The organism is Acidovorax delafieldii 2AN (genome assembly GCF_000175235.1).
Lineage (GTDB): Bacteria > Pseudomonadota > Gammaproteobacteria > Burkholderiales > Burkholderiaceae_C > Acidovorax > Acidovorax delafieldii_B.
The window spans coordinates 1-12,418 of record NZ_ACQT01000107.1 but is presented as its reverse complement, the minus strand read 5'-3'; the positions used below and the strand labels follow the sequence as shown (position 1 = coordinate 12,418).

12 protein-coding genes and 1 pseudogene are annotated in these 12,418 nt (G+C 62.2%); 10 read left to right on the top strand and 3 right to left on the bottom strand.

The features are described 5' to 3' along the window. Positions 1–1,056, top strand: a 1,056-nt coding sequence (locus ACDELDRAFT_RS25735) for a phosphatase domain-containing putative toxin (RefSeq protein ID WP_040329192.1), incomplete at its 5' end; no start/stop codon positions are given. 414 nt (positions 1,057–1,470) lie between these two features. Here the strand turns inward: ACDELDRAFT_RS25735 and ACDELDRAFT_RS13510 are convergent. Next, complete coding sequence (locus ACDELDRAFT_RS13510) at positions 1,471–2,274, bottom strand: IclR family transcriptional regulator (protein ID WP_005797666.1); 804 nt, start codon at positions 2,272–2,274, stop codon at positions 1,471–1,473. Positions 2,275–2,375: 101 nt separating this feature from the next. On the opposite strand from ACDELDRAFT_RS13510, the gene ACDELDRAFT_RS13505 reads away from it, so the two are divergent. Genes ACDELDRAFT_RS13505 through ACDELDRAFT_RS13485 form a run of 5 tightly spaced genes read left to right on the top strand, consistent with a single transcriptional unit; the run spans position 2,376 to position 7,232 of the window. Next, entirely contained in the window at positions 2,376–3,365 is a 990-nt protein-coding gene (locus tag ACDELDRAFT_RS13505; protein WP_005797665.1) for a Bug family tripartite tricarboxylate transporter substrate binding protein, read from the top strand. Positions 3,366–3,379: 14 nt separating this feature from the next. Further along, positions 3,380–4,888: a class I adenylate-forming enzyme family protein gene (locus ACDELDRAFT_RS13500; protein WP_005797664.1), complete on the top strand. Its 1,509-nt coding sequence runs from the start codon at positions 3,380–3,382 to the stop codon at positions 4,886–4,888. A gap of 13 nt (positions 4,889–4,901) precedes the next feature. Next, positions 4,902–5,687 carry a citryl-CoA lyase gene (locus tag ACDELDRAFT_RS13495; RefSeq protein WP_005797663.1) on the top strand — a complete coding sequence of 262 codons (786 nt, stop codon included), beginning with the start codon at positions 4,902–4,904 and terminating at the stop codon, positions 5,685–5,687. A gap of 1 nt (position 5,688) precedes the next feature. Beyond that, positions 5,689–6,408, top strand: coding sequence for an SDR family oxidoreductase (locus tag ACDELDRAFT_RS13490; protein ID WP_005797662.1), 720 nt, complete (start codon positions 5,689–5,691; stop codon positions 6,406–6,408). Next, the gene (locus tag ACDELDRAFT_RS13485; protein WP_005797661.1) at positions 6,405–7,232 is read left to right on the top strand and encodes an SDR family NAD(P)-dependent oxidoreductase; all 828 of its coding nucleotides are present in this window, start codon (positions 6,405–6,407) and stop codon (positions 7,230–7,232) included. The genes ACDELDRAFT_RS13490 and ACDELDRAFT_RS13485 overlap by 4 nt, the downstream gene beginning before the upstream one ends. Positions 7,233–7,650: 418 nt before the next feature. Here ACDELDRAFT_RS13485 and ACDELDRAFT_RS24150 read toward each other — a convergent pair. Both ACDELDRAFT_RS24150 and ACDELDRAFT_RS13470 read right to left on the bottom strand, forming a co-directional pair. Next, positions 7,651–8,377: pseudogene (locus tag ACDELDRAFT_RS24150) on the bottom strand (IS5 family transposase). A gap of 255 nt (positions 8,378–8,632) precedes the next feature. Continuing rightward, complete coding sequence (locus ACDELDRAFT_RS13470) at positions 8,633–9,265, bottom strand: GntR family transcriptional regulator (RefSeq protein ID WP_198403247.1); 633 nt, start codon at positions 9,263–9,265, stop codon at positions 8,633–8,635. Between the two features lie 263 nt (positions 9,266–9,528). Between ACDELDRAFT_RS13470 and ACDELDRAFT_RS13465 the strand changes: the two genes are divergently transcribed. From ACDELDRAFT_RS13465 to ACDELDRAFT_RS13450, 4 genes are all read left to right on the top strand, one after another. Then, positions 9,529–10,365 carry an ABC transporter permease gene (locus ACDELDRAFT_RS13465; RefSeq protein ID WP_005797657.1) on the top strand — a complete coding sequence of 279 codons (837 nt, stop codon included), beginning with the start codon at positions 9,529–9,531 and terminating at the stop codon, positions 10,363–10,365. Next, a complete protein-coding gene (locus ACDELDRAFT_RS13460) occupies positions 10,365–11,177 on the top strand; it encodes an ABC transporter ATP-binding protein (protein WP_005797656.1) in 813 nt (270 codons plus the stop codon). Before ACDELDRAFT_RS13465 ends, ACDELDRAFT_RS13460 begins: the two co-directional genes overlap by 1 nt. A gap of 25 nt (positions 11,178–11,202) precedes the next feature. Further along, entirely contained in the window at positions 11,203–12,171 is a 969-nt protein-coding gene (locus ACDELDRAFT_RS13455; protein ID WP_005797655.1) for an aliphatic sulfonate ABC transporter substrate-binding protein, read from the top strand. Between the two features lie 7 nt (positions 12,172–12,178). After that, on the top strand, positions 12,179–12,418 hold a 240-nt coding region (locus tag ACDELDRAFT_RS13450; RefSeq protein ID WP_005797654.1), incomplete at its 3' end, for an LLM class flavin-dependent oxidoreductase.

Here is a 12,418-nt window from a genome sequence, read left to right as displayed (position 1 = left end):
GAACTGCCTTTGCACGTACAGCGCGCCATGAATATCTTGTCTCATGCACTGGCAAAGCCCCCGCTATTGATGATCGATGAGCCTACGTATGGACTTCAAGCCGATGTAGCAATGTGGCTGGTTGAATGGCTCCGGTCCCTTGCGGAAAATTCACGACTAATGGTGGTACTGCATCACCAAGGCCAAGCACGCCGGCTGGCCGATCGCATAATTCTTTTGGGCGGTGGGGTAATACTCGCGCACGAACCTAATCCCCGGTTTTTCACGCACCCCGCGAACGGTTGGGTTGCACAATTTGTGCACAGCGGGAGCCTGTCAATCGCCTCCCCGGGAGTAAGGATCGAAGAACTAGATCCCTCTGCAGTGCCTCCCATGCCGTTACCCGAAGCTGCATTAAATGCACTGACAGAATTTGATGAACCATCAGTGCCAGCACATGCGTCACCGCCTACGCTCACGCCACCATTTTTTCCAACCACGTCAGTTCAGCAGAACGTCTGCCCTCCTATGGTGGCACCGCCACCTCTTTCTAACCGAGGGGTCGAAACTGCTTCAATGGTCGGTCTAGCCATACTCTCGGAATACAGAGGCCCACATGGCTTTCACTGGATTATTCCTGGCAAACTGGCGGGTTGCGGCGAGCCGGGCGCAATGGCCCCTATCGACTACGACATGCAGTTGCTCTCAACCCTAGGAATTTCGCATCTGGTGACTCTAACGGAAAGAGACATTGATGAAGAAGCACTGCTACGCAACCAACTGCGTAACATTCATTTGCCGATTTTCGACAGAGAAGCGCCAAGCATATCTCAAGCGTATATGCTCGTTCGACGAATGCAACTGTTACTCGATCAGGGCCATGTTATCGCGGTTCACTGCCGTGCCGGGATTGGCCGCACGGGTACCATCCTAGCGGCTTGGCTTATCCGTGAGGGGGGACTGAGTTCAGAAGAAGCGATTGCAAGGCTTCGCAACATCAATCCGGCTTATGTCCAAACCGATGAGCAAGAAAAATTCTTACAGAGTTTCGAACTAGATATTGTTAAGCGGCTATAAATTACGCCTCGGCAGCGATAGAAAAATTTCGAAATTTCTCTATTTGTAGTTCGCACAAAGAGGGTTCCTATCGGATCGCCACTTCTTGACGAGAAATCAACGGTCTCACATCAAATTGACCGCCGCCGTCTGCTTACGGAACAAGTTATCGCATTTTTGCTTTATCAACCGGTGGTTTGGCACGAATGAAGCTATGTCAGTTGAGCGCGTGCTGTGGTGGTGGAGGCCGGCATGGCTCTCACATCTCTCCCCGCAGTTGGCTATAGCATCTGAGCCTCTTAAGGGTTGCGGCAGCGGCTGATTGAGCTACGGGAAACGCAAAAAAGAGCATTGACCGCAGTTCATCGCCCCCTGACCCGAGGCAGCTTTGAGACGGATCGTTGCCGAGTAGGCCATTTTGGCTTGCCATCGGCATCAATAGGCCACAAACCCGTTGCCTCTCAGTGCTTTGCGAATCAGTTGCAGGATCTTCCGCTGGCGCTCTTTAGGCATACGCGCCTCGGTTGTGGCAACACTGATGCCGGCAACTACATCTCCAGCACTGTCGTACACCGCCAACCCCACCGCAAGAACACCTCGCGTGGCGTGATTGCCCACCACGGACCAGCCACGCTCGCGCGTGGCGGCTACCAATGCTCTCAACCGATCCTGCGTCATGCCGCCATACAGCGCCAGTGTGGGCGCATTCACCTCAATCGCAGCCTCTACTTCGCGATCTTCGAGCGCCGATAGCAGTGCCAACCCGGCAGCCCCCACGCCCAGCGGCTGGCGCGTTCCCACCTGAATCACAAGCACCTGGACCGGGTAGTTGCCTACGTGCCGCGCAATGCAATGCGACAGTCCCCCGTCGCGTACTACTGCAAAGGCTGCGTCGCCGCACCCCGCACTCACGCTGGCCAACACGGGAGTCAGCCGTTCGGCCAGGTCTTCGCGCTGCTTGGTAAGTGGCACCAACGCTTTCCAGCGCTCGCCTGGGCCGTAATGAAAGCGTGACAAAACGCTGACGTATCGCGCCGCCTGCAGCGAATGCAGTAGCCGATAGACGGTCGCTCGCTCCAGTCCGGTCTTGCGGCACAACGCGACCACGCGCAACCCCTCCTGGGGGCCTGCAAGGATCGTATCCATGACCTCCAGCCCGCGGCTCAAGGTTTGGCAGTCCTCGGTCGACAAGGGTTTTCTAGAGGTATTTTTGTCCGTAAAGCGGACGTTTTTAGTCATTCGTTTACTGGTTCCGTTGAAACAATGGCCATCAACCCAGGGTGATGCACTAAGGGGTTGAGCCATTCGCAGACCACAAATTTACCGTCAAGGAGACAAAAATGAAGCCGCACGTCAGCCGCAGAACGATTTGCCTGGGCATGGTGGCCGCCCTGCACGCCACCCTGGCAGCCCCAGTTTTTGCCAATGAGCCGAACTGGCCGACCAAGCCCATCAAGCTGGTCGTGGGCTATGCCGCGGGCGGCGCTACCGACGTAGTGGCGCGCTTGGTAGCTGCCCGCATGGGGACCGAATTGGGCCAGTCGGTTCTCGTGGACAACCGCACCGGTGCCAATAGCAACGTAGGCGCCGAGCTGGTAGCGCGCTCTCCCGCTGACGGCTACACACTGTATGTGTTCACGATCGCCAACACCATCAATGCCACCTTGTACAACAAACTTGGCTACGACCCGGTCAAAGATTTCGAGCCAATCGGGCTGATTGCCAAGATCCCGAACCTGCTTGTAGTCAACCCCAGCCTGCCCGTGCAATCTGTGCAGGAATATATCAAGTACGCCAAAGAGTCGAAGGACGGGATCACGTTTGCATCCTCGGGCAGTGGCTCGTCCATCCACCTCTCGGGCGAGATGTTCAAGATGAAAACCGGGCTGAACATGCTGCACGTGCCCTACCGTGGCAGCGCGCCCGCCGTGACAGATCTGTTGGGCGGTCAAGTGCAGTCGATGTTCGACAACTCGCCCTCGGCCATGCCGCATGTAAAGGCTGGCAAGCTGCGTGCGCTGGCCATTACCAGCAAGGAACGCTCGTCCTTGCTACCCGACGTGCCCACAGTCGCCGAGTCGGGCTTCCCAGGATTCGAGGTGCAGTCTTGGTTCGGTATGTCGGCACCCACCGGAACACCCGCTCCGGTGATCAAACGCTTGAACGCCGCACTCAACACGGCACTGAGTGACCCCGCCGTCAAGCAACGCCTGGTGGACTTGGTGGCCACGGCCTCCCCCGGGTCCTCCGATGACATGCGCAAGTTTGTCGCCAGCGAACTCAAGAATTGGAACGAGGTGGTCAAGGCCTCGGGCGCCAAGGCAGATTAATTAATCCGTGAACTATGTATCCCATTGATTTCTTCTGGCGCGCAGCGCAGCGCTGGCCCGACCGCATTGCCATCGACACGCCAACCGAGCGCATCACCTATCGGGCCTTGGCCCGGCGGGTGCGTGCGGTGGCCGCCGGGCTGGTGCAGTGCGATCCCGCACCGCAGTCGCGTGTGGGCATCTGCGCGAGCAATAGCGCAGAGCACATTATTGTCCTGCTGGCCGTGTTGGCCTGCGGCAAGGTATGGGTGCCCTTGAACCCCAAGAGCACGTCCTCGGAAATCCGCCGCATTACCGACACCATCGATGCCAGCATCCTGTTCGTTGAGGTGGGCTACGCGGCGTTGGTAACCGATGAGCGCGCTCAGCGAATCCTAATAGGTGCTGCAGACGCTGGAGGCACAACCTTGGATTTCCTGGTGCAAGCCCACGCCGATGCCCCTCCGCCAACGCTGGACCTGGACGGCGACGCCACGCAGGCCATCAAGTTCACGGGTGGAACTACAGGTGCACCCAAGGGCGTGATGCAGCCCTATCGCGCCTGGATGGCCAACATCGTCAACCAGATCCACGCTTGGTCGTTCGACGAAAACGATCGCTATGTGATGGCCGCGCCCATCACGCATGGAACATCCACCTACGTGTTGCCAATCCTGGCCCAGGGCGGTTGCCACGTCATCATGAATGGTGCGGGTGCATCAGCCGTGCGCGACGCGTTCAAGTACCGCGGCGGCACCGTGTGCTTCATGCCGCCCACGCTGGTGTACATGCTGATGGCGATCGAGGGTGTTACGCGTGCCGACTTTCCGCAGCTCAAGCGCCTGATCTACGGTGGAGCTCCTATGCCGCCCGAGAAGATTCGCGAAGTGCGCGCGTTTTTTGGACCCGTTCTGGGAACGACTTACGGGCAGACAGAAGCGCCGCAGATCCTGACTGTAATGCGCCCCGAGGATTTCGAGGACGAAGCCAACTGGGCCGCCGTGGGGCGTTGCACCTGGTACAGCGATGTGGCCATCATGGCCCCGGATGGCACGCTGCTGCCGCCAGGAGAAGTGGGCGAGGTCGTTGCCCGTGGGCCTTTGGTGATGACGGGCTACTGGAAGTTGCCTGAGAAGACCGCCGAAACCCTGGTAGATGGCTGGCTTCACACTGGTGACCGCGGTCTGTTTGATGCGCGCGGCTACCTCTACTTGAAGGACCGGCTCAAGGACCTGGTCATCACGGGAGGGTTCAACGTCTACCCCATCGAGGTGGAAAACGCACTATCGCAGCATCCCGCCGTGCATGAGTCCACCGTATTTGGAATCCCCGACGACAAATGGGGAGAGAGCGTAAACGCCGCAGTCCAACTGCGCCCAGGCCAACAGGCCAGCGAGGCCGAACTGGCTGCCTTTGTACGTGAACGCCTGGGGCCCGTGCAAACGCCCAAGCGAATCCATTTCGTGAACGACCTGCCCCGATCGCCTGTGGGCAAGGTATTGAAGAACGCCGTGCGCGACATGGCACTTACTGGACAACTTTGATTTGACGCCTCCTATGACCACCACCAAGAAGACACCCACCACCAGCCTGTGCACGCACACCCTCACCAGCCTGACCTACGGCAACGCCAATCTGGTGGCCGATCTGATGGGCAAGACAACCTTCACGGAAGTGATGCTCATGCAGATATTGGGCCGCAAGGCGCGCCCGGTGGACCTCCGCGTCACTGACGTGGTGCTCATCGTCCTGATGGAGCACGGCCTCACACCCAGCGCCATTGCAACACGCCTGATCTACATGAGCGCGCCCGAGAACCTGCAAGGCGCGGTGTCAGCCGGCCTGCTCGCCGTGGGCAGTTCCTTTGTCGGTACTATGGAGAACTGCTCGGGTCTACTCGATCGCATCATTGCTGCGCCCGATGCGCACGCCGAAGCACTAGAGATTGCGCGCCACTACAAGGCGCTGAAATCACCTGTGCCCGGCTTCGGTCACCACCTGCACAAGCCGGTCGATCCTCGGGCATACAAGCTGCTTGAGCTGGGTCGCGCAGAGCCAGAACTGCACGGCAACCGCATCCGTGCGCTTGAAACGCTCTCGAAAGCAGTGGACGAAGTCGCCGGGCGCGCCATCACTATCAACGCCACAGGCGCGGTCGCAGCGTTGCTTGGCGAGATCGAGGTACCTACAGCCATCATGCGCGGCTTTGCCGTGATCTCGCGCGCGGCAGGACTGGTGGCCCACATCGTGGAGGAACAACGCGATCCGTCGGGGCGCTTCATCTGGGACACGGTGGAACATGCCATTCCCTTCGTCAGCCCTGGCGCAGCCACGGAGGCGTGACATGGACATCCGTGCTTTAGTCACCGGCGGCAGTCGCGGTATTGGCCGGGCCGTTGTGGACCGCTTAATCGATGACGGCTATCAGGTCGTCAACTTCGACCAGCAGCCGCCAGAGCGACTGGCTTATGGCGAGCAGTATCTGTGTGTCGATGTCAGCGACGAGGCTGCGTTGTGCCAAGCTCTCAACCAAGCGCTGGCAAGCGGGCCGATCACACGCCTGGTAAACAACGCCGGCATCGTGCGACCCCAGCCCATCGAGCGGGTCACTACCGATGACCTGCGCGCCGTGATGGACGTGAACCTCACGGCCTCGGTGCTTTGCGCTCAGGCGCTCATGCCGGGCATGAGTGCTGCGATGAACGGGCGAATCGTCAATATCTCCAGCCGAGCCGCTCTGGGTAAGACCGAGCGCATCGCCTATGCGTCGAGCAAGGCAGCCCTGCACGGCTTTACCAAGGCACTTGCGTTGGAAGCCGGTGTGCACGGTATCACTGTGAATGCCGTAGGCCCCGGCCCGATCGCCACCGAGCTGTTTACCAGCGTTAATCCGCCTGGAGCGCCCGCGACGGAGCGCATTCTGGAGGCGATTCCGCTGCGCCGTATGGGCTCGCCCTCAGAGGTTGCCCACATCGTGGCGTCCCTGCTAGACACGCGCGCGGGCTTTACCACGGGCCAGGTCATCTATGTGTGCGGTGGAATGACAGTCGGGCTGGCGTCATGAGCGGCACTACCGGACATACACCCAACGCACCTTGGGATCTCACTGGTAAGACAGTAGCCGTCGCGGGTGGCGGATCAGTGGCTCCTGGCTGGAGTATCGGCCGGGCCTCGTGCGTGACCTATGCTCGTCTGGGCGCTACAGTGTGCGTACTCGATCGTGACCTTTCCTCCGCACAGGAGACAGTTCGACTCATCACAGAGGAAGGCGGCGCAGCCTATGCCTATCAGACCGACATGGCGCGCGAGGAAGACATTGTTGATACCTTCCGCACCTTGGCCGCGCGTCATGCACCGCTGGACGTGCTCCATCACAACGTAGGCATCGGCAAGACAGGTGGGCCCATGGAGACCAGCGCCGAAGATCTGGATCGTATTCACGCGGTCAACGTCAAAAGCCTCATGCTGAGTTGCCAAGCAGTGCTACCCGGCATGGTGGAGCGTGGCGCTGGCGCGATCATCTCGATCGCCTCTGTGGCCGGTCTGCGCTACCTTGGCTACCCGCACTTGGCTTATTGCACGACCAAGGCAGCAGTTATCCACATGACGCGGATGATTGCGCAGCAGTACGCGCCCCACGGCATTCGCGCCAACACGGTAGTACCAGGCCTGATCGACACGCCACGTGTGGCTGCCAATGTGGCGCATGTGTTTTCCGATAGCCTGGAAGAGGCCAAGGCTGCACGTGCGCGGCAGGTGCCGCTGCAACGCATGGGCACGCCGTGGGAGGTGGCGAACGCCTGCGCCTTTCTTGCCTCGGACGCGGCCAGTTATGTCACGGGCACCGAGCTGCTGATTGATGGAGGGCTGACCGGGAAATACGTTTAGCCGCGCAAGTAGTGCGAATGGTGAGCGAGGTGCAAAGGTAACCATCCACAAGCACCGGAGCAAGAGATTCAAACGAGTCGACATTGACCTTAGCGCGGCACGTCCGCGGTAGGCCAGTGGCCTCAAAGGCCATCTGGCCTGCCGAGTTCGAGTTCCTGATCGTGGACACCAGCGCTCATGGGGAGCGGCCATCGCGTATCTGGTCGATTCGCACTTGCTGGAGCTAGCGCGCCACCAGGTGGTGGCCGCCGCCTAGCACGCAGGGAGAGCCTTCAAGCAGCCTTCATCCAAAAAGGGCCGGAGCCTGCACCGCCGTACCAGCGGCTACGCCAAGCAGCGGGGTGAAAACACTCACGTTGAGCAGTCCGCAAACGCAGATGCAGCCTGACGAGTGCTTCCGCAGCCATCTACAGAAGGACTAGAAGAAGCTGTAAGCCCCGCACGCGCCTGAAGTGGAAAGCATCGGAAAAGAAAAGGTCAGGAAGCCCCCGGTCACGGCGGTTTTGTCCCAGCGCGTGGCAAGGGCGCGGTACTCCTTGAGGCAGACAAAGAAGTTCTCGATCAGGTGTCGGGCCTTGTACAAATGCGGGTCATAGCCACGCTGGGTCTTGCGGGTGCGTACGGAATGACAACGCCCTTGCCCGATTCCGCCGAAGGCCGCACCACGCGATCGCGGACGTCGTAGGCCTTGTCGGCAATGACTGCTTGGGCGACGCTGCCCGCCAGCAACACATCAGCACCTTCCTGATCAGATGCCTGCCCTGGTGTCAGCTAAGATCCTGTGGGATTGCCCACCGCGTCCAAGCTGGCGTGGATCTTCGTGCTCAGGCCACCTCGGCTGCCTCCTATTGCTTGAGCTGGCGCCCCCCTTTTGTTCCGGCGCTGTGCTGGTGAGCTCGCACGATAGTGGCGTCAATCATGGCTTATTCCTTGTTCGCTTGCTGCGCCAAGGCCTTGAAGACGCGCTCCCACACGCCGCTCCTGCTCCAGCGCATGTGGCGCAGGTGCACCACTCGAAAGTCCACAAAGCGCTCGGGCCGGTCGCGCCAAAGGATGTCGGCACGGTAAAGGTACAGCACCGCATCGATGAACAGGCGGCTGTCGCGCGCCGGCGCTCCGATCAGACCGGCTCGCCCGGGCCGCAGGTCCTTGCTGCGCTCCCATTAGTCGTCTCTGAGTGCGTAGCAGCGTCCCATTGGTTCTCAGGTTTCGTGGCTCAGACCCATCAACGCCGATAATCTCACGATTGGCAACACACTTTAGCGCAGCAGCTCAACGGAGGCGGAGAACGCATGCATGCCCACGTGCGCGATGCGGCGCAAGGTCGATGGTGGAGGCGGAGGCTGGGTCACGCGGACGATTGTCGCGGCCTGGGACGACGCGAGGCCGCAGGGTGCGGGCTACAGAATGAAGTCGCGGTAGCGCTCGAACCACTCGAAGCCGCTGCGCATGTTCGCCATGCGCAGCCGCTCCGCCTGGACGCCGTCGCCGGCGCGCAACGCCCCCAGCACGGCGCGGTGCTCCTGTAATGCCTGTTCGGCACGGCCCGGCAGGATGACGATGCGGCGCGCCAGATAGCGGATCTTGTCGCGGATGCTGTCGAGCATGTCCGCCAGCGTGGCGTTGCGGGCATGGACGATGATGTCCTGCCGGAAGGCCTCGTAGCACGCGAGAAAGCCTGCGAAGTCGCTGTGCGCCAGCAGGCGCGGCATATCCTCCTCGAGCGCCTTCGCGTGGCGCTCCCAGTCCGATGGGGTGGAATTTTTCGCCGCCAGCCGCGCACACATGCCTTCCAGCACCTCGCGCACGGCAAAAATCTCGGCGACCTGCCCGAAGCCCAGCTGAACCACGACCGCGCCCTTGTTCGGGATGCGCTCGATCAGCCCGCGCAACGCAAGCGCGGCGAACACCTCGCGCACCTGTGCGCGCGAGACGTTGAACTCCGCGGCAAGCTCCATCTCCTTGAGCTTGCTGCCCGGCGGAATCGTCCGCGAACTGATGCGCTCGCGCAGCACCCGCTCGATCGACTGCACGTCAACCGCTTCCGAAACATCTGACATCGTCAACCCGACCTTTCTCCTCTGCTCAAGCACGGGCCGCACTGTGTCGGACCTATTCCATGCAGATTCTAGAACCCCCGACGCAGCCACCGGGACGGACATTTTTCCTCTCATGAACTTAAAACCTTTTTGTCTTCAGTTTTGTACGTTTGTTTGTATTCATTTATGTGTTTTTTGTGATTGCTTATAAAAAAACAGCGCATGCAGACAAAGTAGTCCTTCCTAGAATTTTCGGCATGACCACCCATGCCTCCACCACCACGCCCTTGAGCGCAGGGGCCAACCAGACGCCGCTGCACACCGCCGGCCAATGGCTGGTCCGGCACTCGGGACGCTTCGGCCTCGTCGTCCTTCTGCTCGGCATCTGGCAGGCGCTGTGCAGCGCGGGTTGGGCCAACCCGGCGCTGCTACCCTCCCCCGCCGCCGTGGCCGACACGCTCTGGCACCTACTGCGCGAAGGCGATCTGCAGCGCCACGTAGAAGCAAGCGCGGCGCGGGTGCTCCAGGGCTTCGCCATCGCGGCGGCGGCGGCTCTTGCCCTAGGCATCGCCATGGGCGCCTACCGGCGGCTCGACGGATTCGTGGACCTGCTGATCCAGATCCTCAAGCCCGTGCCGCCGATCGCATGGATACCGCTGGCCATCCTCTGGTTTGGGATCGACGAGGGCGCCAAAATCTTCATCATCGCCCTGGGCGCGTTCTTCCCCATCCTGGTGAGCTCCGTGGACGCGGTACGGCAGACCGACGGCCGCTTCGTCGAACTGGCGCGCGTGCTGGAGCTGCCGCGCGGCTTGTTCATCCGCCGCATCATGCTGCCGGGATCGTTGCCGCAGATCATGAGCGGGCTACGCCTCGGGCTGGCCATGGCCTGGATGTGCGTGGTCGCGGCCGAGCTGATCGCCGCCTCGCGCGGCGTGGGCTTTCTCATCATGGACGGCCGCGCCATGTCTCAGGCCGACCTGGTCGTTGCGGGCATGGCGCTCATGGGCGTGCTGGGCAAGCTCACCGACGACCTGCTGCGCCACGCCGAACAGCGCCTGGTGCGCTGGCGGCCACAGTTCGAGGCGCTGTGATGTCCGACCCCCACACCACGCCATTCGGCATCTCGCTTCGCCATATCGGCGTCACGTTCGAATCCCGCGAGCGCAGCCGCGTGCAGGCGCTGCAAGACGTGAGCCTCGACCTCGCCGCGGGCGAGGTGAGCTGCATCATCGGCGCCAGCGGCTGCGGCAAGAGCACGCTGCTGCGCATCCTCGCCGGCCTGGAAACGCGCCACGCGGGCCAGGCCAGTCTCGACGGCCAGCCCATCGGCCAGCCGGGGCTGGACCGCGGCATCGTCTTCCAGGACCACCGCCTCGTGCCCTGGATGACCGTGCGGCAGAACCTGGAGCTGGCCCTGCACCGGGCCCTCCCGCAGGAACGCGGGAATGCCATCGCCAACGCCCTTGCACTGGTCGGCTTGCAAGCCTTCGAGAGCGCCTATCCGTACCAGCTCTCGGGCGGCATGGCCCAGCGCGTGGCAATCGCGCGTGCGCTGGTGCACCGGCCTCGCGTGCTGCTGATGGACGAGCCTTTCGGCGCGCTCGACGCACTCACCCGCATACAACTGCAGGACGCGCTGCTGCGGATCCACGAACGGGAGCGCATCACCACAGTGCTCGTCACGCACGACATCGAGGAGGCGCTCTACCTCGGCGACCGCATCGCCGTGCTGTCCAGCCACCCCGGCCGCGTGATCGCCGCATTCCCCATAGAACTGCCACGTCCGCGCGATCGGGCACATCCCGCATTCGCCGCCATACGCGCAGATATTTACCAACGTTTCTTCACCCCCCGCGCCGAAGCCGCCACGGCGACGGTTCCGCCCACTCCGGCCTCTTCCTAATGACCCAAAGCACGAGAACACCGCCATGCGCCGTACCTTCCTTCGCACCCTCTCCGCCCTGGCGCTGTCCGCCAGCGCCAAGTCCACGATGGCCCACGCGCAGCCTGCCAACGAGCTGCGCATCGGCATCATGCCCTTCGTGCCGTACTCGGCCATCCTGCTGGCCCGCCAGAACGGCTGGGTGGAGGAGGAGCTGCGCCACCTCGGCCACGCCGACGCGAAAGTGACCTGGACGCAGTTCGCCGGCGGCCCGCCGGTCAACGAAGCATTCGCATCCGGCAATATCGACATCGCTGCGCTCGGCGACACACCGGCCCTCGTGGGCCACGCCTCGGGTATCGACGACCGGTTGATCGGACTGGCGTACAAGGGAGGCGGCGCGCAGGCCCTGCTCGTGCGCGCCGACGCGTCCTACCGCCGCGTGCAGGAACTGCGCGGCAAGAAGGTCGCCACGCTGCGCGGCGGCAACGTACACGAGTTGCTGGTGCTGATCCTGGCCGAGGCCGGACTCAAGCTCTCGGACGTGGAGTTCATCAACCTCGGGCTGCAGGACATGGGCACCGCGCTGCTCAAGGGAGACATCGACGCCGCCCTCGCCTGGGACCCGGTGTTCACCCGGCTCGAATACGAAGGCAAGGCCCGCGTGCTGCGCGACGGCAAGGGACTCAAGAACAACCTCAACCCGATCATCGCCTCGGCGACCATCCTCAAGAACCGGCCCGACTATGTGAAAGCCTACCTGCGCGCCGTGGAACGCGGTGCGCAGGCGCTGCGAGCGCAGCCGGAAGCCTCTGCCAAGGCCCTGGCCGCGGGCTTCGGGCTCACGCTCGAGCAGACGCTGCGCGCGTTCTCGCGCTCCGAATGGGTGCCTTCGGTAGATGCCGAAGTCCGCACAGAGCTTGCGCGCTCGGTCGGCTTCCTGCTGGACAACCGCCTGATGCGCAACAAGATCGAGGTGGACCGGTTCGTGGATCTGAGTGCCGGCGCGCGCTGAAGCCTCCATGCATCAACCCGTTGCCCCTCACCGCCACGCCCGACTGCCTGCGCAGGCGCTGCAGGACTGGCGCGCGGCGCTCGCCGCCCTGCAAAGCCTCGAAGCTGATGGTTTCGCAGCCGCGCTGCTGCCCTGCGTGCCGGATGCCTTCGAGCCGCTGACGCTGGTCGCCGGACTGGTGCCTTTCACGCGCCACATCGGGCTGGTGATTGGCATCGACCCCGAGCAGACGCCGCCCTACACGGCG

What these genes read in the sequence shown, in the direction of transcription:
- ACDELDRAFT_RS13490 (WP_005797662.1), top strand. Translation starts at nt 5,689, where the DNA reads ATGGACATCCGTGCTTTAGTCACCGGCGGCAGTCGCGGTATTGGCCGG.
- ACDELDRAFT_RS13465 (WP_005797657.1), top strand. Translation starts at nt 9,529, where the DNA reads ATGACCACCCATGCCTCCACCACCACGCCCTTGAGCGCAGGGGCCAAC.
- ACDELDRAFT_RS13460 (WP_005797656.1), top strand. Translation starts at nt 10,365, where the DNA reads ATGTCCGACCCCCACACCACGCCATTCGGCATCTCGCTTCGCCATATC.
- ACDELDRAFT_RS13455 (WP_005797655.1), top strand. Translation starts at nt 11,203, where the DNA reads ATGCGCCGTACCTTCCTTCGCACCCTCTCCGCCCTGGCGCTGTCCGCC.
- ACDELDRAFT_RS13495 (WP_005797663.1), top strand. Translation starts at nt 4,902, where the DNA reads ATGACCACCACCAAGAAGACACCCACCACCAGCCTGTGCACGCACACC.
- ACDELDRAFT_RS13505 (WP_005797665.1), top strand. Translation starts at nt 2,376, where the DNA reads ATGAAGCCGCACGTCAGCCGCAGAACGATTTGCCTGGGCATGGTGGCC.
- ACDELDRAFT_RS13500 (WP_005797664.1), top strand. Translation starts at nt 3,380, where the DNA reads ATGTATCCCATTGATTTCTTCTGGCGCGCAGCGCAGCGCTGGCCCGAC.
- ACDELDRAFT_RS13510 (WP_005797666.1), bottom strand. Translation starts at nt 2,274, where the DNA reads ATGACTAAAAACGTCCGCTTTACGGACAAAAATACCTCTAGAAAACCC.
- ACDELDRAFT_RS13485 (WP_005797661.1), top strand. Translation starts at nt 6,405, where the DNA reads ATGAGCGGCACTACCGGACATACACCCAACGCACCTTGGGATCTCACT.